This is a genomic window from Parvimonas parva (genome assembly GCF_045866535.1).
Taxonomy (GTDB): domain Bacteria; phylum Bacillota; class Clostridia; order Tissierellales; family Peptoniphilaceae; genus Parvimonas; species Parvimonas parva.
Genome location: NZ_AP038371.1, coordinates 97959 through 117397, shown reverse-complemented (window position 1 = coordinate 117397; position 19439 = coordinate 97959). Strand labels below are relative to the sequence as shown.

General features: G+C 29.6%; 25 protein-coding genes and 1 riboswitch. Of the genes, 7 read left to right on the top strand and 18 right to left on the bottom strand.

Annotated features, from left to right (window positions below; translation table 11 throughout):
- The first annotated feature begins 134 nt into the window (after window positions 1–134).
- The 6 genes from ACKTSI_RS00625 to ACKTSI_RS00600 all read left to right on the top strand — a co-directional run bounded on the left by ACKTSI_RS00625 (window position 135) and on the right by ACKTSI_RS00600 (window position 4056).
- Window positions 135–311 (top strand): hypothetical protein, encoded by a 177-nt coding sequence (locus ACKTSI_RS00625; RefSeq protein WP_407862872.1) that lies wholly within the window; start codon window positions 135–137, stop codon window positions 309–311.
- Window positions 301–765 (top strand): hypothetical protein, encoded by a 465-nt coding sequence (locus tag ACKTSI_RS00620; protein ID WP_407862871.1) that lies wholly within the window; start codon window positions 301–303, stop codon window positions 763–765. The genes ACKTSI_RS00625 and ACKTSI_RS00620 overlap by 11 nt, the downstream gene beginning before the upstream one ends.
- The gene (locus ACKTSI_RS00615) at window positions 740–1204 is read left to right on the top strand and encodes a hypothetical protein (protein WP_288981683.1); all 465 of its coding nucleotides are present in this window, start codon (window positions 740–742) and stop codon (window positions 1202–1204) included. Before ACKTSI_RS00620 ends, ACKTSI_RS00615 begins: the two co-directional genes overlap by 26 nt.
- Window positions 1205–1399: 195 nt before the next feature.
- A riboswitch (SAM riboswitch) is annotated at window positions 1400–1493 on the top strand.
- Between the two features lie 92 nt (window positions 1494–1585).
- On the top strand, window positions 1586–2581 hold the full coding sequence (locus tag ACKTSI_RS00610; protein WP_407862870.1) for a methionine ABC transporter ATP-binding protein: 996 nt from the start codon (window positions 1586–1588) through the stop codon (window positions 2579–2581).
- A gap of 1 nt (window position 2582) precedes the next feature.
- On the top strand, window positions 2583–3230 hold the full coding sequence (locus ACKTSI_RS00605; RefSeq protein WP_288981460.1) for a methionine ABC transporter permease: 648 nt from the start codon (window positions 2583–2585) through the stop codon (window positions 3228–3230).
- Between the two features lie 10 nt (window positions 3231–3240).
- Complete coding sequence (locus ACKTSI_RS00600; RefSeq protein WP_288981463.1) at window positions 3241–4056, top strand: MetQ/NlpA family ABC transporter substrate-binding protein; 816 nt, start codon at window positions 3241–3243, stop codon at window positions 4054–4056.
- Between the two features lie 205 nt (window positions 4057–4261).
- Here ACKTSI_RS00600 and ACKTSI_RS00595 read toward each other — a convergent pair whose 3' ends face one another.
- The 5 genes from ACKTSI_RS00595 to ACKTSI_RS00575 form a co-directional block, all read right to left on the bottom strand.
- On the bottom strand, window positions 4262–5476 hold the full coding sequence (locus ACKTSI_RS00595; protein ID WP_407862556.1) for an IS256 family transposase: 1215 nt from the start codon (window positions 5474–5476) through the stop codon (window positions 4262–4264).
- Window positions 5477–5573: 97 nt separating this feature from the next.
- A complete protein-coding gene (locus ACKTSI_RS00590) occupies window positions 5574–6128 on the bottom strand; it encodes a hypothetical protein (RefSeq protein WP_407862869.1) in 555 nt (184 codons plus the stop codon).
- Between the two features lie 95 nt (window positions 6129–6223).
- Complete coding sequence (locus ACKTSI_RS00585) at window positions 6224–7045, bottom strand: undecaprenyl-diphosphate phosphatase (protein WP_201275584.1); 822 nt, start codon at window positions 7043–7045, stop codon at window positions 6224–6226.
- Between the two features lie 131 nt (window positions 7046–7176).
- Window positions 7177–7302 (bottom strand): hypothetical protein, encoded by a 126-nt coding sequence (locus ACKTSI_RS00580; RefSeq protein WP_255353742.1) that lies wholly within the window; start codon window positions 7300–7302, stop codon window positions 7177–7179.
- Window positions 7303–7458: 156 nt separating this feature from the next.
- The gene (locus ACKTSI_RS00575; RefSeq protein ID WP_407862868.1) at window positions 7459–7956 is read right to left on the bottom strand and encodes a QueT transporter family protein; all 498 of its coding nucleotides are present in this window, start codon (window positions 7954–7956) and stop codon (window positions 7459–7461) included.
- Between the two features lie 273 nt (window positions 7957–8229).
- Between ACKTSI_RS00575 and ACKTSI_RS00570 the strand changes: the two genes are divergently transcribed.
- Window positions 8230–8922 (top strand): hypothetical protein, encoded by a 693-nt coding sequence (locus tag ACKTSI_RS00570; RefSeq protein WP_407862867.1) that lies wholly within the window; start codon window positions 8230–8232, stop codon window positions 8920–8922.
- Window positions 8923–9275: 353 nt separating this feature from the next.
- Here the strand turns inward: ACKTSI_RS00570 and ACKTSI_RS00565 are convergent, their stop codons facing one another.
- From ACKTSI_RS00565 to saoE, 13 genes are all read right to left on the bottom strand, one after another.
- The gene (locus ACKTSI_RS00565) at window positions 9276–10490 is read right to left on the bottom strand and encodes an IS256 family transposase (RefSeq protein WP_407862556.1); all 1215 of its coding nucleotides are present in this window, start codon (window positions 10488–10490) and stop codon (window positions 9276–9278) included.
- Between the two features lie 98 nt (window positions 10491–10588).
- Complete coding sequence (locus tag ACKTSI_RS00560) at window positions 10589–10924, bottom strand: carboxymuconolactone decarboxylase family protein (RefSeq protein WP_068474748.1); 336 nt, start codon at window positions 10922–10924, stop codon at window positions 10589–10591.
- A 136-nt stretch (window positions 10925–11060) separates the two neighbouring features.
- Window positions 11061–11405: a winged helix-turn-helix domain-containing protein gene (locus ACKTSI_RS00555; protein ID WP_407862866.1), complete on the bottom strand. Its 345-nt coding sequence runs from the start codon at window positions 11403–11405 to the stop codon at window positions 11061–11063.
- A gap of 8 nt (window positions 11406–11413) precedes the next feature.
- On the bottom strand, window positions 11414–12166 hold the full coding sequence (locus tag ACKTSI_RS00550) for a formate/nitrite transporter family protein (protein WP_068474742.1): 753 nt from the start codon (window positions 12164–12166) through the stop codon (window positions 11414–11416).
- A 53-nt stretch (window positions 12167–12219) separates the two neighbouring features.
- The gene (locus ACKTSI_RS00545) at window positions 12220–12690 is read right to left on the bottom strand and encodes a hypothetical protein (RefSeq protein WP_407862865.1); all 471 of its coding nucleotides are present in this window, start codon (window positions 12688–12690) and stop codon (window positions 12220–12222) included.
- Between the two features lie 18 nt (window positions 12691–12708).
- The gene (locus ACKTSI_RS00540) at window positions 12709–13068 is read right to left on the bottom strand and encodes a YtxH domain-containing protein (protein ID WP_407862864.1); all 360 of its coding nucleotides are present in this window, start codon (window positions 13066–13068) and stop codon (window positions 12709–12711) included.
- Between the two features lie 706 nt (window positions 13069–13774).
- A complete protein-coding gene (gene catA / locus ACKTSI_RS00535) occupies window positions 13775–14398 on the bottom strand; it encodes a type A chloramphenicol O-acetyltransferase (protein ID WP_308577112.1) in 624 nt (207 codons plus the stop codon).
- Window positions 14399–14454: 56 nt separating this feature from the next.
- Window positions 14455–15486 (bottom strand): site-specific DNA-methyltransferase, encoded by a 1032-nt coding sequence (locus tag ACKTSI_RS00530; protein WP_407862863.1) that lies wholly within the window; start codon window positions 15484–15486, stop codon window positions 14455–14457.
- Between the two features lie 35 nt (window positions 15487–15521).
- Window positions 15522–15734 (bottom strand): helix-turn-helix transcriptional regulator, encoded by a 213-nt coding sequence (locus ACKTSI_RS00525; protein ID WP_308577108.1) that lies wholly within the window; start codon window positions 15732–15734, stop codon window positions 15522–15524.
- 288 nt (window positions 15735–16022) lie between these two features.
- Entirely contained in the window at window positions 16023–17273 is a 1251-nt protein-coding gene (saoX, locus tag ACKTSI_RS00520; protein WP_407862862.1) for an ABC transporter substrate-binding subunit SaoX, read from the bottom strand.
- Window positions 17274–17345: 72 nt separating this feature from the next.
- Window positions 17346–17741: a MerR family transcriptional regulator gene (locus tag ACKTSI_RS00515; RefSeq protein ID WP_068474727.1), complete on the bottom strand. Its 396-nt coding sequence runs from the start codon at window positions 17739–17741 to the stop codon at window positions 17346–17348.
- Window positions 17742–17778: 37 nt separating this feature from the next.
- A complete protein-coding gene (gene saoC / locus ACKTSI_RS00510) occupies window positions 17779–18261 on the bottom strand; it encodes a Cys-Cys-COOH (seleno)protein SaoC (protein ID WP_068474724.1) in 483 nt (160 codons plus the stop codon).
- A gap of 1 nt (window position 18262) precedes the next feature.
- Window positions 18263–19348, bottom strand: coding sequence for an efflux transporter SaoE (gene saoE, locus ACKTSI_RS00505; RefSeq protein WP_201275740.1), 1086 nt, complete (start codon window positions 19346–19348; stop codon window positions 18263–18265).
- Window positions 19349–19439 lie beyond the last annotated feature (91 nt).

Here is a 19439-nt window from a genome sequence, read left to right as displayed (position 1 = left end):
GTCAATTTCATGAAAGAAAAATGACGCATAATATTGACAAAAAAAACGGAAGGTATATAATAAATATATAATATATTATTTTAATTTTATATTGATATTTTAGTAATAAGTTATTAAAAAATTAGGAGAATATTATGAAAAAACGATTTTTAAGCTTGGTGTGTATTGTATCTTTGTTAGTAAATATTAATATTGGGAATTTTAAAACTTATGCTACTGATAAAACTACATTTTCTATAAATGAAGATAATGTTTTTTTGAAGATGTATATTGTACTTGAGCTAGAGGATGTGAGTAGAAATGACTTATAAAGAAAAACGAAGATATACAATAAGCTGTATCATTTTATTTATTGTTATACATTTAATAGTGAATCAATCAATTAGAATAAGTATACTAAAGACATCGTGTTCTAATTTTGCAGGTTTTATAGTACGCCATAGAGATTTTTCTGGTTGGGTTAAAAAATCTGTAAAATCTTGTGATAATAAAGAAAAAGAAAATAGATGGTATTATATAGGAAATAACAGAAAATTAGTTAAAGGTAAATATAAATTAATAGATAAAAAGATTTATGAATTTGATGAATATGGTAGGCTTGTTGAAAATGTAGGTTTTAAAGAATTGAAAAATGGAAAGAAAATGTATTTTAAAAATGAAACATTTGGAGCTTATGTTTCTACTGCGGTTAAGATAGATTCTAAGATATGTTATTTTAATAGTGAAGGATATTTAATTTATGAAGACGAAAAAGATAATAGGTAGAACTGTTTGTATAATATTTTTTATATTTTTCATTTCACAAACATTTATGCAAATAAGAGTTTTAAAGACACAAAATTCTAATTTTGCTGGACTTATAGTAAAACATAGAGATTTCTGTGGTTGGATAAATAAAACTATAAAAGAAAATGGAAAATTAAAAGATTATTGGTACTATATGGATAGACAACAATATACTTTGGATTTTAAAAATAAAAATTTGATTAAAGATAAAAGTTTTACAATAGATGGAAAAATTTATTATTTTGATAAATATGCTAGACTTATTGAAAATGAAGGATTTAAGTTTTTGGATAATGGAGAAAAAATGTACTTTGTTCCTGGAAATTTTGGAGCTTACCAATCTACTTATGAAAAAATAGATGGGAAAATTTATCATTTTGATAAAAATGGATATGCTAAAATTTTAAAATTTAAGTAAAATTAATAAAAAATTATATCAGAGTGCAGATAAAGCATTAGTTTTGTCTGTGCTCTGAACGCACCATTTTTTAAAATGGTGCATTTGTTTTATAAAATAAAACAATATGAGTTAAAATATTTTTTAACAAAATTATTAAAAAATTGTTGACTTTAAATTTTTGATGTGCTATAATTTATCAACAATATTAAATAACACTTATCCAGAGTGGTGGAGGGACTGGCCCTATGAAGCCCGGCAACCTGTTTTTACAAGGTGCTAATTCCAGCGATTATTCGGAAGATAAGAATTTTTTTGCAAAATCTCTTATCAGAGATTTTTTTTATTTTGTAAATATTTTGTAAAAATAAAATTTCCGAAAATACTTTTAAGGAGGTTTATATGATAAAAATTGAAAATTTAGTAAAAGTTTACGAAAATGGATTTAAAGCTGTTAATGATATTAGTTTAGAAGTTAAAAAGGGAGAAATTTTTGGTATAATCGGTCTTAGTGGTGCCGGAAAATCATCTTTAATCAGGTGTATCAATCGTCTTGAAGAGCCTACAAGTGGTAATATTTTTATAGACGGTAAAGATATTGTAAAGATGAACGATAAGGAGCTTAAAGATGCAAGAAAAAATATGTCGATGATTTTTCAATCTTTTAATCTATTTTATCAAAAAAATGTTTTTGAAAATATCGCCTATCCGTTAAAAATTAATGGCTGGAAAAAGGAAGATATTGAAAAAAGAGTAAAAACTCTTTTGGAATATGTAAATTTAAGTGAAAAAATATTTGAATATCCTGCAAATCTTTCTGGTGGACAAAAGCAAAGAGTTGCAATCGCAAGAGCTTTGGCTATTCAACCTAAAATTTTACTTTGTGATGAGGCAACTTCTGCTCTTGATCCACAAAGTACAAAATCTATTTTAGAATTGCTTTTGAGAATTAGAGATGAATTTAATCTTACAATAATTTTGATAACTCATCAAATGGAGGTTGTAAAGGCAATTTGTGATAGAGCAGGTGTTATAGAAAATGGAGAGATTATAGAGCAAGATACGGTTTTAAAACTTTTTACTTCTCCAAAGACTCAAACAACAAAAAATTTCATAGAAAATCTTCCTGAGTTTACAGATTATGAAAAATTTCTCAGCGAAGATTATTCGGTTTTTCTTTTAAGACTCGGTTTTACGAAAGAAAGTTCTACAAAGCCCGTTATTTCAGAACTTATAAGGCAAAAAAATATTGACGTCAATATAATTAGTGGAAATATTGATAAGATAAAAGAGGGAAAGGTCGGACATTTAATTGTCGAAGTTTTTGAAAAAGACAGAATTGACGAGATAAAAACTTTCCTTGAAGAAAGAAAAATTTTAGTTGAGGAGGTAATTTAAGATGCAAAGTTTATTGATAAAAGCTACTTTTGAAACAATTTATATGGTATTTTTTTCATCTTTACTTTCAACTATAATCGGTGGAATTTTAGGAGTTATTTTAGTTACAACAGATAAAAACGGAATAAATAGTAATAAAGTGATTTACTCTATTTTAAATTTTATTGTAAATATTTTTAGGTCAGTTCCTTTTCTTATCCTAATTATTTACATTTTGCCGGTTTCTAAAATATTAACAGGAAAGATGATAGGCTCTACTGCAGCAATCATTCCCCTAACTGTTTCTGCAATTCCTTTTGTAGCAAGAATTTTTGAAAATTCACTAAAAGAAGTTGACAACGGAATTGTTGAGGCAAGTATTTCAATGGGCTCAAGCAATTTTCAAATCATAAAAATTATGCTTTCAGAATGTTTACCTGCACTTATAAACGGAATAACTTTAACTGTTATAAATTTAATCGGTTATTCAGCAATGGCAGGTGCAATTGGAGCAAAAGGTCTTGGCGACTTGGCAATTACTTATGGTTACCATAGATTTCAATACTTAACGATGACTATCCCGGTTGTTATAATTATATTATTAGTACAAATCGTTCAAGTTTTAGGAGATTTCATCTCTAAAAAAATTAATAAAAAAATAAATGCGTAGGAGGAAAATTATGAAAAAGAAATTATTAGCATTAGCTCTTGGCTTGGTTGTAGTTTTAACAACTGCTTGTGGAGCAAAAAATTCAGATAACAAAAATACAGAAAACAAAGAAGGTGTTAAGGTTGTAAAAATCGGAGTTTCTCCTGAACCACACCAAAAATTAGTTGAGTTAGTTAAAGAAGATTTAGAAAAAGAAGGCATCAAATTAGACATTGTAACTTTCACAGATTATATTCAACCAAATTTAGCTTTAGACACAAAAGAATTGGATTTAAACTTCTTCCAACATAAACCATATTTAGACGAATTTAACAACAAAAAGAACACAAAACTTTCAGTACTTGGAAATGTTCACGTTGAACCAATGGGATTATATCTAAACAATGCAAGTGAAATAAAAGACGGCGCTGAAATTGCAATTCCAAATGACCCGTCAAACGGAGCAAGAGCATTAATTTTACTTGATAAAAATGGAATCATAAAATTAAAAGACAATACAAATATTCTATCAAGTGTTAATGATATAACAGAAAATCCTAAAAAAATTAAATTTACAGAAGTTGAGGCAGCTCAATTACCAAGAATTATAAAGGATATTGACGGAGCCGTTATAAATGGAAACTATGCAATCGAGGCAGGACTTTCTCCAACAAAAGATGCAAAGTTAATCGAAGGAAAAGACTCTCCTTATGCAAATATTATCACAGTTAGAACAGGAGAAGAAAACAACGAAACTTACAAAAAAGTTTTAAAAGCTTTACAAAGCGAAAAAGTAAAAGATTATATAAATAAAACATATAACGGAGGAATTGTTCCTGCATTTTAGACAAAAAAAGAGCTGAAGGGTCTGTAAATAATTTTGTGTATCAACCTAAATCCTGACACAAGGGTAAGGGTTGATACATTTTTATATGTATCAATGTTTGTCCATTCCTATAGGAATGGAGCTTGTCTTAATTTAACACAACTTTAATAAACTGTCAAATTTTTTAAAAATTTGCAGCTAATTTTATACTCTATTTTTAACTTATCTAAAACCTCCCCTCAAAAAATATTGATAATTGCGATAAGATTTGATCCCAACCACGAATTCTACTTGTCCACTTGCTTGAGGCATCTACCATTGCCAAATACAGACTTTTTTGTAGGGCATAGTCATTTGGAAATATGGTTTTATTTTTCGTTACTTTTCTTAGTTGCCTATTGAAGTTTTCCATGGCGTTTGTTGTGTATATTAGCTTTCTTATTCCTTCTGGATACTTGAAATATGTTGATAATTCTGTCCAGTTGTTTTTCCAAGAACTTACACACATTGGGTATTTTTTACCCCATTTTTCTTCAAAGATTCCTAGATTTGTTAATGCTAAGTCTTCGGTTGGTGCTTTGTATACTGCTTTTAGGTCTTTCATCAGCTCTTTGATGTCTTTGTATGACACATATTTAGTTGAGTTTCTTATTTGGTGGATTATACATTTTTGAATTTCTGCTTTTGGGTATACTGCTTCTATAGCCTGGCTAAATCCTGGTAGGTTATCTGTTGAAACTATTAGGATATCTTCAAGACCTCTTTCTTTTAGTTGATTTAATACTAAGAGCCAGTATTTGCTTGATTCATTTTCTCCTACCCACATTCCTAGTATTTCTTTAAAGCCTTCTAGATTGTAGCCTAGGGCAATGTATACTGCCTTTTTGACTACTATGTTGTTTTCTCTTACATGATAGTGTATAGCGTCTAAGAACACCATAGGATAGACTTTTTCTAATGGTCTATTTTGCCACTCTTCTATTGTTGGTAGAATTTTATTTGTTATTTTTGACACCATTGTTTCTGATATCCCAAAACCATAAATATCTTTTATGTGACTTGATATATCTCTTGTTGTCATACCTTTTCCATACATTGATATTATTTGATTTTCTATGTTTGATATGTCTTTTTCGTATTTTTTTAATGCCTGAGGCTCAAAGGATCCTTCTCTATCTCTAGGAATATTTAAATCTATATTTCCATATGATGATTTAACTGTTTTTTTACTTGAACCATTTCTAGTATTTAATGATAGTGGTTTTTCTCCATATTCATAATCTAAATGCTCATCTAATTCTGCTTTTAATAATTGCTCCATTGTATCACCTAAAAGGTCTTTTAAAGCATCTTGTAGATCTTGAACTGTTTCCGGTTGATATTCTTCGATTAACATCTTAGAAATTTTGTTTAATTTTGTTTCTGATCTCTTTCTTGGCATAAAAATTCCTCCTGATTAGTTTTTCTTTACCCTAATCAGGAGGTTTCTATACACAAAATTTTACACAGTCTCGAGCTGAAATTTCAGCTCTTTTCATTTATTCACTTTTTGTTTCTATTACTTTTTTTAAATCACTTAAACTTTTTTCTCTGGTGATATACATATCTTCTTTTCCGTCAAGAGAATTAAATTTAATTATAGTGTAGTCATTATATAGATACTCTAAAGTTCCTCCGTCTTTATACATTTTACTTTTACATTTGTTGCTTTCTTTATCTTTTTCAATCTTATCAAAAAGTTTATTTTCATCTAAAAGTCCGTTTGAAATTGCATCTGCAACGGAATATTCTTTTTTGTCTAATTTTATTTTAAAATCCATTCCAACAGCATAGATATTAAAAGAAATTTTATCATTTTTCTTAACTACAGTTTTTACTTCATTATTTTTTAAATCTGTAACTGAAAAATTCAATCCTTTTTCATCTTTGTTCTCATCTTGTTTATCATTTTCTTTTTCTTTATTTTCTTTTACTTCTTTTTGTGTAACAGTTACTTTAGGTTCTTCTTCCTTCTTCATTTCTTTTGCTTTACAAGAAATTAAAAGTCCTCCAAAACAAAATACCATAGCTAATACTAAAAATCTTTTTTTCATAATCGTCCTCCTTTAGTATTTCATTAAATTAAGTTTATCAAATAAAACGAATAAAGTCAACTAAAAAGGAGCCTAAGCTCCTATTAATGACTTATTTAATTAAAAAAATAATACAAAATTAAAATTACACCAAGTACAATTCTATAATATCCAAATACTTTGAAATCGTGCTTTTTAATGTATTTCATTAACATTTTGATTGCCATAATTGAAACTACAAAGGCAACGAACATTCCAAGCAATAGAATGAAGAATTGAAAAAAGCTAAAAGCAAAGCCAAATTTTCTAAGTTTTAAAAGACTTGCTCCAAACATTACAGGAATTGACATAAAGAATGAAAATTCTGCTGCTAAACTTCTTGAAAGTCCAAGTATTAAAGCTCCAAGTATTGTTGCTCCTGACCTTGATGTTCCCGGAATTAAACTTAAAACTTGAAAACAACCAACATAAAAAGCTAATGAATAACTTAAATCTTCAAACCTTCTAACATTTTGTTTTTTGAAATTTGGATTGTTTTCAACAATTATAAATAAAATACCATATAAAACTAAAGTGAATGCAACAGTTGGAAAATTGTAAAAATATTTTTCTAATACCTTATCAAACAAAACTCCTAAAACTCCTGCAGGAATTACCCCCACAACTACCTTTAGCCACATATTGATTGTATTTTTTTGTTGTTCTTTGGTTTTCTTTTTAGAAAATGGATTTAATTTATTAAAATACATAATAACAACTGCAAGGATTGCTCCAAGTTGTATAACAACTAAAAACATTTCTTTAAATTCTGCAGATTGATTCAATTTCAAAAATTCATCGACTAAAATCATATGTCCCGTACTACTTACAGGTAACCATTCAGTAATACCTTCTACGATTCCTAGAATAATAACTTTAATTATATCTAATAACCACATTTTATCATCTCCTTATATTTTCGTTTTTTATGAAAAAAACCCTAGACAAAGTTTATCACATTTTGATAAATTTGAAAAGGGTTTTAAAAGAGGATTTTCAATTAATTATAAAGTAAAAGATTGTAATTGAACTATTTTATAATTCTAACTCTGTTTGAAATTTTTTCTTTTTCTCTTGGAACTTTTCCACCAAAAGCGTCAAAAATCTTATCCCAAAGTTCATTTTGTTTTTCTCCTAAAGCTATAAACTCTTGCACTTTTCATATTAAAAGCATCGTGGAAGGGTGGGGTTCTTATTGTAAAGCAACAAGGTTCCCGGGCACCCACCCGATGCAAAGCATCCATGAATGCAAACTAAATATTAATGTGTCCAGTTTTCTGGGTACACATCATATTCACACCGATTTTTTTGTTTATCTAATTTCTTTTTTAAATTCTAACGCTTTTGTAAAAGCTTTATTTTTACATAATATGTAGAAAATTGGAACTCCTACTACATATATTACTAAAAATTCTGAAAGCATTAATTCTCCTAATAAAACCCAAAATCCTACAGGATTTGGCATCATAAAGTAAATTTCCAATGCTATTGGTAACATTCCTACAACTACCGGTACTAAACAAGCTAGATAGAAATTTTTAATCTTAGTCATAATCAATGCTACAACTAAAGTTGCAAGTGTCCCTACAACCATATCGACTATTCCAACTGTACTTGCAATATTAGCCAGAAAACAACCTAATGTTACACCTATTGTGTATTCCGGATTAAAAAATGGTAAAATTGCTAAAGTTTCAGAAAGTCTAAATTGTAAACTTCCATATCCTAATCCAAATGATTCTGAAAGAATTGTAAGCACTACATAAATCCCTGCTATTAATCCTTGTCTTGTAATTTTTTTTACGTTCATATTTTCCTCCTTTTTGGAGTGCTTTGTTCAACAAAAAAAAGGGCACAGTGCCCTAAGCACTTGATTTTTAAAGTGGGTGCCAAGCAAAACACTTTTTTAAATTTAATTCTTGTAAAAATTACCGTATAATTTTACCACAAAAATATTATTTTTTCAACTAAAACATAATATGGTTGAAAAAAAGTGTTTTTTCGTAAAATACTCGACTAAGTTATATTAAAGTGATATAATTATAGTGTGCAATATATGTACTAATTTATTTAAGGTGATTTTATGAAAAAATTGAAATTTGTTCTTATGATAATAATTTCAACCTTTATGTTGTCGTCTTGTGCTACAAAGAGCAATGAAGTGGAACAACTTTATGGAAAAAGATATGGAGCTGTAGGTTCAGGAATTAGTGTAATTAAAAAGAGTAAATTATATTCAGTTTTGTACTTCACATTACCTGAAAATGCAACTTTTAAAAGTAATATTGAAGAACGTATTTCGGGTGGAAATTTTGACTATCCTAAAGTTATAAGAAAAAACGGAAAAAAATATTTAACTGCTGATGGTTTACCTGATGACAGATTTGAAATTGTTTCGGAAAATGCAATTGTAGATAACTATACAGGATATGAATTTACTCATTATGATAGAGTTCCAGATAAAGAAATGGAAAAATATTACGGTAATGTATATGAAGGACCTAAGGGCGGAACTGTTGAAATAGTTAAGAAGACTGAAGATTATTCTTTTGTAAGTTTTAAATTACCTATGAATGAGGAATTTGAATATAAAGGAGAAGGTCCAAAAATCATGGGTGGATTTTATGATAATCCAAGTATTGTAAAAATTGGAGATAAAAGGTATATAAGAGCAGAAAATTTAGAAGAACAAAGACTTGAAATTGTAAATGACAATGTCATTTTAGACACTAAAACAGGTTATGAATTCGGTCTTAAAAATCTTATCAAAAAATAATTTTAAAGGTTCAGTAATTAAATTTAGTTACTGAACCTTTTTCATATAATGCAAATTATTTAAATTTAATTCTTGTAAAAATTACCGTGTAATTTTAACATAAAAATATTATTTTTTCAACAAAAAAGTGGAGAAAAAATCTCCACTTAAAAAAATATTTATTATGGGTCTGTAAATAATTTTGTGTATCAACCTAAATCCTGACACAAGGGTAAGGGTTGATACATTTTTATATGTATCAATGTTTGTCCATTCCTATAGGAATGGAGCTTGTCTTAATTTAACACAACTTTAATAAACTGTCAAATTTTTTAAAAATTTGCAGCTAATTTTATACTCTATTTTTAACTTATCTAAAACCTCCCCTCAAAAAATATTGATAATTGCGATAAGATTTGATCCCAACCACGAATTCTACTTGTCCACTTGCTTGAGGCATCTACCATTGCCAAATACAGACTTTTTTGTAGGGCATAGTCATTTGGAAATATGGTTTTATTTTTCGTTACTTTTCTTAGTTGCCTATTGAAGTTTTCCATGGCGTTTGTTGTGTATATTAGCTTTCTTATTCCTTCTGGATACTTGAAATATGTTGATAATTCTGTCCAGTTGTTTTTCCAAGAACTTACACACATTGGGTATTTTTTACCCCATTTTTCTTCAAAGATTCCTAGATTTGTTAATGCTAAGTCTTCGGTTGGTGCTTTGTATACTGCTTTTAGGTCTTTCATCAGCTCTTTGATGTCTTTGTATGACACATATTTAGTTGAGTTTCTTATTTGGTGGATTATACATTTTTGAATTTCTGCTTTTGGGTATACTGCTTCTATAGCCTGGCTAAATCCTGGTAGGTTATCTGTTGAAACTATTAGGATATCTTCAAGACCTCTTTCTTTTAGTTGATTTAATACTAAGAGCCAGTATTTGCTTGATTCATTTTCTCCTACCCACATTCCTAGTATTTCTTTAAAGCCTTCTAGATTGTAGCCTAGGGCAATGTATACTGCCTTTTTGACTACTATGTTGTTTTCTCTTACATGATAGTGTATAGCGTCTAAGAACACCATAGGATAGACTTTTTCTAATGGTCTATTTTGCCACTCTTCTATTGTTGGTAGAATTTTATTTGTTATTTTTGACACCATTGTTTCTGATATCCCAAAACCATAAATATCTTTTATGTGACTTGATATATCTCTTGTTGTCATACCTTTTCCATACATTGATATTATTTGATTTTCTATGTTTGATATGTCTTTTTCGTATTTTTTTAATGCCTGAGGCTCAAAGGATCCTTCTCTATCTCTAGGAATATTTAAATCTATATTTCCATATGATGATTTAACTGTTTTTTTACTTGAACCATTTCTAGTATTTAATGATAGTGGTTTTTCTCCATATTCATAATCTAAATGCTCATCTAATTCTGCTTTTAATAATTGCTCCATTGTATCACCTAAAAGGTCTTTTAAAGCATCTTGTAGATCTTGAACTGTTTCCGGTTGATATTCTTCGATTAACATCTTAGAAATTTTGTTTAATTTTGTTTCTGATCTCTTTCTTGGCATAAAAATTCCTCCTGATTAGTTTTTCTTTACCCTAATCAGGAGGTTTCTATACACAAAATTTTACACAGTCTCTTTATTATTAATATTTGTATTAGTTATTATTTTGATAATTGGTCAAAAGCCTCTAAAGCCTTTCCTCCATAAATTGTTGAAGGACCACCACCCATAAGAACTGCAACTGAAATTGTTTCAGCAACTTCCTCTCTTGTAGCTTTTAAATTAACAAGATTGTTAATATGTGCCTCTATACAACCTTCACAACGAACTGCAACAGCAATTCCAAGTGCCACAAATTCTTTTTCCTTTACAGTTAAAGCTCCATCTTTCAAAACTTCTCCACAAAGTCCACCAAAAGCCTTCATTTCATTAGGTATAGCAGAACCTAATTTTTTTGAATTTTCCACAACATTTTCTAAACCTTTTACATGATCCATATTAAAGACCTCCTTATATTTTTTTATACTATATACCCATTTTTGTCAATCTTAATTATCAAACTGTAATTTAATTTTTTATAATTACTAAAATTCACAAAAAAACAGAGAATAAAAAATTCTCTGTTAGTATCAATTATTTATTTTTTAATTCTTCTATTTCTTTTTCTACAAATTCTTTTGCTTTTTGATTTAATTTTTCATAAAATTTTATCAATTCTCTTGCCTCTGGTGTTAATGTTGAACCTCCTCCTCCTTTACCTCCAATTCTTCCTACTAAAAGTTCACAATTCAAGTCTGCCTCGGCACGATTTATCATCTTAAAGGCTTTTGAATAAGCCATTCTCATCTCTTTACAAGCTCTATTTATAGACTTATATTCATCTATTAACAAAAGCAATTTACATATCCCGTTACCAAATGAATAATCGTTATTATATAGAGTGATTTTTATATTAACATTTTCTGGAATTTTAAGCATATTTACCTCTAATCTCTATAAGCAAAATAGTAACAAGTTGCTACTATACAGCCACCAATTATATTTCCTATTGTAACAGTAATTAAACTGTATAAAAACGCTCCTGCACTTATATCAGAAACTATAAAAGACATTGAAAGATAGAACATATTCGCGATGCTATGCTCAAAACCACAAACTAAGAACAATATAACAGATATTGCACAGGCAAAGAATTTTGAAACTCCGTCTTTACAAGCATAAGCCATCCAAACGCCTAAGCAAACAAAGATATTACAACCAATTCCTTTAAATAACAGACTTAAAAAACTTCCACTTACCTTTGCAACAGTTATTTTATGTAAAAATCCAAACATTTCCGGAGACATTCCCATTGCTAAATAAACAAGTAAAGCTGTAAATATAGCTCCAACGAAATTAAATATATACACAAATACCCAATTTCTAAACATTTTTGGAAATGTAATTCTCTTTGCAAGTGCCGGTGCGAGCATCAAAATATTTCCTGTAAACAAGTCTGCTCCCGCAACAACTACTGCAAAAAGTCCAAAAGAGAAACAAATTCCTGAAATAAATTTCCCATAAGTCGCATTTAAACTTGCCATTCCTGTATTTACAACAACATAAGAAAAACCACTCAAAGCAATAAACATTCCGGCTAAGAAAGCTAAAACAAACATTCTATGCAATTTGTAATTTGCCTTTCCTTCTCCAATTTTGTATAACGATTCCAACAATTCTGATTTTCCTATAACGCCCATAGTATCCTCCTAATACAAAAATAGAGATTAGTAAAAGCTAATCTCTATCAAAATTATCTTTTCCTAAAATAAGATTTAATAGTTTCGATAATATTCATAATCATATCTACCTTATCAACTACCATATCAATATTTTCTCTTATATCCATAGTAGTATCTACAACTTGTTCAGCAACAAATCTGGTAGAAGTTGTAATATCCTCAGTAATATCTTTAACATTTTCAAGTGTTAAGCTAACATTTTCAACGCTATCTGTTATATCTTTCTTTGTGTCAGCTAAAATTTCATCACTCTTTTTAAGAATTTCATTTGCATTAGCAATAGCCTTATCAGTATTTTCAATTAAGCCGGGTAATTTTTCAACACTTGAAACTAAACTTTCTTCACTCTTTTCAAGCATAGAATTTACTTTACTAAAAAATTTTATCAACTTAACAAAAAAGCAAACACAAGATGCTAAGCAAATTATCGCTACTAAATAAAGAATAACCCTTAAAGTTAAATCTAAATCTATTGTTACCATTTTATCCTCACTATTCTTCTATTTTTTAACTTCAACTTCAACTTCAACTTCAGGAGTAATTTCAGTCATATTTCTATTAGAAAAATTATCGTACTTTTCTACAGCTACTTCTTTAACTTCTTTAGCTTTATCTGCAACAATTTTAACTGCATTATTTACATTTTCATTAACATATTCAACGCCGTCTTTAGTTGCCTTAACAATATCTTCTCTAGTTTCTTTACCGGATTTAGGAGCGAACAAAATACCAACTCCAGCACCAACAGTAGCTCCTGCTACAACCTTCGCAACAGTAGATAATCTTTCTTTTCTTATCTTTCTTCTAACTTCTCTTTCTCTCTCAATACGTTTTTGTTCAATATACTTCACTAAGCTCATAATAACAACCTCCTAATCATTTTTTAAAAATCTAAGTTTTCCCTGCCATTTTATAGACCTTCGTAATTGAAGGTGGGCAAACTGTCTTAAATCTCACGGTTTCCAAAAACAAGGCTGCCATCAAAGTAAGAACTCCGTAATCCCTTATTAAAAATGTAGGTATAATTAAGCAGGGAACTCTTAGACAATATTATTATAGCACACTTTAGCCTAAAAGTGTAGTATTAAACAAAAAATTTGTAAGCAAAAAAAGAAATGCCTAAACATTTCTTTTACACAAGTGTAGAATCCATAAGATATTTTGTATAATCATCTTTAGGTTTTTCAAAAAGATCTTCACTTTCGACTTTTTATTATGTCTTGTTTTAATATCTTCTTTTCTTGATTTTTTAGTTGCCTAATCTTTCTTCTGTACCTTCCTATTTTATCTTTTATTTCTTTTGACCCTTGTCTTAGTTGATCTAATTTTTCATATAAAACACTTTTCTTGTATTAAAAAAAGAGATAACATTTCTGCTATCCCTTTCAAAGTTTCATTATTAGTGCAAAGTATAAATTTACGATTACCACCATCTTCTTTATTTAATTCCATAACAACTTGTCCTGTAGTGCCTGATCCAGGTGTAAAATCGTATAGTGATATCAACGCCTTTAAATGTAAATAATCTATCTATTTATGTGGATTACTAGTACTACAAACTGGGATTTAATTATTTATCAATTCTTGCAGTTCATTGACAAATCGGCAGATATGAAATCCATCACACACTGCATGATGCACTTGGATGGCGAGAGGAAGTATGATTTTTTCATCATCTCTGTAATATTTCCCCATCGTAAAAATAGGAATCAAATAATCATATCCTTTCTGCAAATTCAGATTAAAGCCATCGAAGGTTGACCATGGTATCATCGATACATTAAAAACATTTTCGGGTACATCTGGTTTTCCTATCATTCCATAATTGCTTCCATACCGTTGTATATCATTCGCATACGCCATAGAAAATGCTTCAAAATCTGGTATGTATGGTGTCCAAAGGTTGGAAAATGTCTCTGTGTCCTCATGGAATATGGTATAGCTGGGTATCATCTCGTCATATATTCCCAGTTCACCCTCCTGATTAATTGCCGTTCTAAACTCTGAATGACGGTTTACAATCGTTGCAAGATAATAAAGCATCGCAGGGTATAATTTCATTCGTTTCTTTTTTATTTGTGTAATATCCAATTTAACAGTCATACTGTATGTGCAAGGTATATTCGTAAAGTAATGTTCAAAATACTCATTTCGTTTCCAACTATTTTTATCAATTTTTTCAAAAAACATTTTTGCGTCCTCACAAATTTAAATTTATTTATTCAATTACAAACTAACAGTTATTATTACTTTCCTTCTAATCTTTTAATGCCACTATCACCAAGTTTTTGCAGTGACATTAATTGTGTTCTAGCAAGTTTTCTAAGTTCCATCATTCTTTCTTTTTGCTCCATACCTTTTCCAATAAGAATTGCATTATAGCTTTCCATATTGGCAAGTACAAGTAACTCATTCAGACTTGCATAGTCTCTCATATTACCCTTTAACTCAGGATTTTCTTCACGCCACTGTTTTGCCGGACATTTCCATATTTTTCCATTGTTGACTACATAATCATATGTAGTTTCAGGTCCTGGATCTTTTGGTTTTTGTAAGCTGACTGTTTGATATTTTCCTCTACCATCATTATCATTAAATTTGAATAATTTTTGTGAAGCAATAGATAAAGGTTTATATGCTGGTTTTAACTTAAATTGTAGAGTTTTAGAATAGAGTAACACATATTCTGTATTTATAGTAAACTTATCTTTTTCTGTCTTTACACTTGAGTTCCTTTCCCAAATAAAAGAATTTATGAAATTGCTTTCACCAAAAATTTCATCCATTAAAAGTTTAAGTTGTGCATACTCATTATCATCAATAGATATAAAGATTAACCCTTTCTCATTTAGCAATTTTTTCACTATAATCAGCCTTTCACTCATAAATGAGATCCATTTAGAATGCCTATATTTGTCATCTTCTCCAATTCTTGTATCGTTATAAATAAATTCTTTATTATTTGTATTGTAAGGTGGATCAATATAGATTACATCAATTTTCCCTTTGTGAGTCTTTTCTAATAATTTAAGAGAATGTAAATTATCTCCTTCTAAGAGAAAGTTAAAATCTCCATTTTCATCGGCTACGATTTTTCTTTCTTCAACTTCTTTAAACACTGGTATGTTATGAACGAACTTTTTATCTACTTCTTCTTCGTGTTCTTCCCAAACGAGTCCATATTTTTTCTCAGTTAAAGCTGTCTCAATCTTTTCAAATGCAATCCTACTTTCATCGTCTGTATGAATTTCTTTAAGACGATTTAGGTATTCAAGCATTTAATCTCTTCTTTTTTATGATAGGTTGCCCAATTTTATTCCACCTCATTTCTATGAATTTCTATAACATCTTCAATTCTGCAATCTAATGCCAAGCAAATCTTTTCTAATGACTCTAAGTTCACATAAGAGTTTTTGCTCATTCTTGAAATGATGTTGCTTGTTATGTTTGCGGTTCTTTTTAAGTCTTCTTTGTTCATTTCTCTTTCTACCAATAAGTGCCATAATGGTTTATAAGAAATTGCCATATTATTACCCCTTATTCGTTTTATTGTTAAGATATATTATATCATATTTCCAATTTAGATAATCTTTAAATGGTAAATATGATGAAATAAATAGGCTGATAATTCATTTTAGTCTGTTTTATACTTGTGCTTGCGTTAGTATTTTTTAGATAGTCCTATTTTCAATACTTCTCGTCTTACCCGCCAAACTGTTCAACACGAGTTCATACCGGGAACCTTATTGCTTATGTTAATATGATATCAAATATATATATAAAATAAAAAATCGGAGTTTCCTCCGACTTTTTATTATTTTTGTTTCTTATAAATTTCTGGAATTTTAATGTCGTTTCCAACTTTATTGTCAATTCCATCAATTTCCTTAGCTTTCTTTAACCAATCTTTAAAACTAATACCTATAGGGAATTTTTCATCGATTTTATCTTCTTTTGTAAAATCACTGAAGGATTCTATTCCTGATTCTTTAACAAAGTTAAGATTTACAAATTCATTTAGTTTATCAGTTCTTGGTCTAAACTTTTTATCAATCTTGTATTCATCGTATTCTTTTACAAAGTTATCAATATTTTCTTGATTAAATTCCCAAGTAAGTGTTCTACCTTCTGCAATAGTCTTCATATAGATTGTCATAAGACCAACTTCAGGAGCTGTACCAAATCCATCGGCAAACATCATTGCAGCGTTATATGGATGGTCGTATAAGTATTTAAGTGACATTGCATGTGCTACTAGAAGTCTTTGTGCAACTTCTGGATGTTCCTTTTTGAAGTTTTCATTCATTGCATATATACAGCACATTCCCCAACCATGTTTATGATCATGTTCTTTCTTAGTTTCATCAATTAGTCCGCCCCAACCAACAGCAACAACTTTTCCAAGTCCTTGATATTCACATTGTGATGCAAACGGGTCACAACATGAGAAAGCTGAAATTTTCCCAGATTTAAGTGCCATTGGGCAATCTTTTTGTGACATCTTGATGATTTCATAATTATCCTTTTCAATTGGTAAGCCAAGCTTTGTTGCCCATTTAATCCATTGAGGATTGTTTTCGGGATTTGCAGTTATAGCTAACTTTTTACCAACTAAATCCTTAGGATCTTTAATATCATTTGCAACAACTAAGTAACTAGATCCTCCAAGGTGATTAGCAGCAGCCATAATTATTGGAGCTCCTTTAGATCTTGCATTTAGTGCACCTTCAATACCCATGTACCCAACATGCATTTTGCCTGTTGTCATGGCCTGTGCTATGTTTGTATTATTTGTCTTTGTAACTGTAACATTTAATCCTAAAGCTTTATAAATTCCCGCTTTTTCCCCGATGATAGCTCCTACCATGTGGTCACAGTCATTGTATCCCATTTGAACCTTTAAATTTTTGTCGGCCTCAGGGATTTCTGGCAAGTTATACTTTGCCACTACAGCCTTTGCATCATAAGCTACTTTTTCAACATTTCCACCTGAACCACCTTTACATGCTGTAAATGGAAATAGCATAGATGAAATAAGTAAAATAGATAAAATCTTTCTTTTCATTTTAAATCCTCCTTTTATTTGATATATCTATATTTTTATTATAAACCTTGAACTAAACTTAAGTGTCAAGATTTATTCATCTAATCCTTCAATATAATGACAAAAATGTCCTTTACAACAACTTACTGTATCTCCTTCTAAAAGATGCTCTATTAAAAGTTTCTTTTCTTGCTTTAATCTATTTATCTCTTTATCAATATCCTCAATCTTTCTTCGCATATGGCTAGTTACATAGCTACAAGTTGAATTCCCACTTCTCTTAAGCATAATAATATCTTTTATTTCATCCAGACTAAAACCTAAATTTCTTGCTTTTTTTATAAAATTTAAATTTTCCACATGGGACTCATCATAATCTCTATAACCATTATCCAATCTTTTAACATCCATTAGTAACCCCTGTTTTTCATAATATCTTATTGCAGAGTCACTAAGTTCCGTTAATTCGCATACCTCTTTAACTTTCATAATATCTCCTTACTTGACCCAAGTAAAAAAAAACCTATCAGCATATGCCCATGCCTTCTGAAAATAAATTGTGAAGATGTTTGCCTTCAATTCTAAAGACACCATAACCATATTGTCCCCTTTTTGAACCACTTACAACAAATTCATTTGGCGGACTATTATCTATGTCTTTAATTTCAATTTTTTGATTTTCATAAGGTGCTTTACTTTCTTCTGAAAAATAGATTTCTTTTCCTGAATTTATAGCTACTACTAAATGATTTAGCTCTTTAGTCTTTCTAAAAATAATAATTAGGTCATCTTTGCCGTTGCCTGATACATCTCCAAGCTTACATTTTACAACTTCTTTTCCTGGAAATTTATCATAAAACGCCTGCAACAAGTAATGATCTTTTTCAACTCCAAAGTCAACCTTTTTATATTTTATATTGTTCCTGTATCCAAAATAACCTAAAAGCAAAGCAAGAATTATAATTGAAACCTTTATTAAAATTATGCTTTTGTTTTTTTTTGACTCCATTTTAATTTTCCTTTTTCCTATAATAGTAATTTCTTAATTTAAAGAATGCAGATTTTAAGAAAAAATAAAAAACAATGGCCGAACAAACATACTTAAACCATTCCGGGAATGATAACATCATCTTGTTCGCGTAGTTTATAGCATTTGTAACTTCATCATATTTCATCTGCCTTTGAAAACCCGGCATTAATAACTTATTAGTCATAAATCCGATAAACATAGCGTATGCAGAAATAACCACAGTATAAATCGTTGCCGTTCTCTTTCCAATCATTTTACCAATACTTATTATTTCGGGAATATTTGTTGCTGCTCCTGCCATTAGGAATGTTATTGCCGCCCCGGGAGATGCTCCAGATGCAATTAGTGCTGCAATTAAAGGTATATGACCAACTGCACACACATACATTAAGGACGCAAGTACTGCAACATTCCAAAGCGATAACAGTCCCGGGTCACCTAGATATTTTTGTATAAATGACTCTGGGAAAATTGTTAATACAAAACCTCCAAACAACATTCCATATACAACATACTTACTAAGTGTTATGGCAAAGTCGTTTCTTACCCATTCCATTCCTTCTGATATTTTTGTCTTAATGCTTTTTTTCTTTTCTTCTTCTAAATCTATATGGCTTATCTCTTCTGCAACCATTTCATTTCTAAGCTCTTTACCTGCAACTAAATTGCCTATAATTCCAATTATTATAGGTAATGTAATTCCTGCAAAAATATTGATTAGAGCTAGTTGCTTTCCCAGTAGTCCAAAGCTAAGTATTAATGCCGCAGGGTTTAACACCGGTGACGAAGCTAAAAATGCTAAAGTTGGTCCAGCGTACGCTCCCGAATAGTAAAGACTTATTCCTATGGGAACAGAACCACAGCTACATACTGGAAGTAGCAATGAATATCCAGTTATTTTAAATATTGAGGATATCTTTTTATTTCCCAGTGACTTTTGCAGTCTTACTGGTGAAATTATATTTCTCATTAGACCTGCTATGAATAAACTAATTACAAGCCATGTTGAGGCTCCGTTAAGTAACTCCACAGATCTTAAAATTATCTCTTTAATATAATCAAACATATATTTCTCCAAATTCTAAATCTAAAATATAATCAAACATCTATCTCTCAAAACTCTGAAGTTGACTTCAATGTTGTTTAGAATTAAAAAC

Bases quoted from the DNA above. Each gene is read 5' to 3' on its own strand.
- ACKTSI_RS00620 (WP_407862871.1), top strand. From the start codon at position 301: ATGACTTATAAAGAAAAACGAAGATATACAATAAGCTGTATCATTTTA.
- ACKTSI_RS00590 (WP_407862869.1), bottom strand. From the start codon at position 6,128: ATGAAAAAAAGATTTTTAGTATTAGCTATGGTATTTTGTTTTGGAGGA.
- ACKTSI_RS00560 (WP_068474748.1), bottom strand. From the start codon at position 10,924: ATGGATCATGTAAAAGGTTTAGAAAATGTTGTGGAAAATTCAAAAAAA.
- ACKTSI_RS00600 (WP_288981463.1), top strand. From the start codon at position 3,241: ATGAAAAAGAAATTATTAGCATTAGCTCTTGGCTTGGTTGTAGTTTTA.
- ACKTSI_RS00610 (WP_407862870.1), top strand. From the start codon at position 1,586: ATGATAAAAATTGAAAATTTAGTAAAAGTTTACGAAAATGGATTTAAA.
- saoC (WP_068474724.1), bottom strand. From the start codon at position 18,261: ATGGAGTCAAAAAAAAACAAAAGCATAATTTTAATAAAGGTTTCAATT.
- ACKTSI_RS00575 (WP_407862868.1), bottom strand. From the start codon at position 7,956: ATGAACGTAAAAAAAATTACAAGACAAGGATTAATAGCAGGGATTTAT.
- ACKTSI_RS00625 (WP_407862872.1), top strand. From the start codon at position 135: ATGAAAAAACGATTTTTAAGCTTGGTGTGTATTGTATCTTTGTTAGTA.
- saoE (WP_201275740.1), bottom strand. From the start codon at position 19,348: ATGTTTGATTATATTAAAGAGATAATTTTAAGATCTGTGGAGTTACTT.
- ACKTSI_RS00530 (WP_407862863.1), bottom strand. From the start codon at position 15,486: ATGCTTGAATACCTAAATCGTCTTAAAGAAATTCATACAGACGATGAA.
- catA (WP_308577112.1), bottom strand. From the start codon at position 14,398: ATGTTTTTTGAAAAAATTGATAAAAATAGTTGGAAACGAAATGAGTAT.
- ACKTSI_RS00585 (WP_201275584.1), bottom strand. From the start codon at position 7,045: ATGTGGTTATTAGATATAATTAAAGTTATTATTCTAGGAATCGTAGAA.
- ACKTSI_RS00550 (WP_068474742.1), bottom strand. From the start codon at position 12,166: ATGGGCGTTATAGGAAAATCAGAATTGTTGGAATCGTTATACAAAATT.
- ACKTSI_RS00570 (WP_407862867.1), top strand. From the start codon at position 8,230: ATGAAAAAATTGAAATTTGTTCTTATGATAATAATTTCAACCTTTATG.
- ACKTSI_RS00555 (WP_407862866.1), bottom strand. From the start codon at position 11,405: ATGCTTAAAATTCCAGAAAATGTTAATATAAAAATCACTCTATATAAT.
- ACKTSI_RS00525 (WP_308577108.1), bottom strand. From the start codon at position 15,734: ATGGCAATTTCTTATAAACCATTATGGCACTTATTGGTAGAAAGAGAA.
- ACKTSI_RS00595 (WP_407862556.1), bottom strand. From the start codon at position 5,476: ATGCCAAGAAAGAGATCAGAAACAAAATTAAACAAAATTTCTAAGATG.
- ACKTSI_RS00565 (WP_407862556.1), bottom strand. From the start codon at position 10,490: ATGCCAAGAAAGAGATCAGAAACAAAATTAAACAAAATTTCTAAGATG.
- ACKTSI_RS00515 (WP_068474727.1), bottom strand. From the start codon at position 17,741: ATGAAAGTTAAAGAGGTATGCGAATTAACGGAACTTAGTGACTCTGCA.
- ACKTSI_RS00615 (WP_288981683.1), top strand. From the start codon at position 740: ATGAAGACGAAAAAGATAATAGGTAGAACTGTTTGTATAATATTTTTT.
- ACKTSI_RS00605 (WP_288981460.1), top strand. From the start codon at position 2,583: ATGCAAAGTTTATTGATAAAAGCTACTTTTGAAACAATTTATATGGTA.
- ACKTSI_RS00540 (WP_407862864.1), bottom strand. From the start codon at position 13,068: ATGAGCTTAGTGAAGTATATTGAACAAAAACGTATTGAGAGAGAAAGA.
- ACKTSI_RS00545 (WP_407862865.1), bottom strand. From the start codon at position 12,690: ATGGTAACAATAGATTTAGATTTAACTTTAAGGGTTATTCTTTATTTA.
- saoX (WP_407862862.1), bottom strand. From the start codon at position 17,273: ATGAAAAGAAAGATTTTATCTATTTTACTTATTTCATCTATGCTATTT.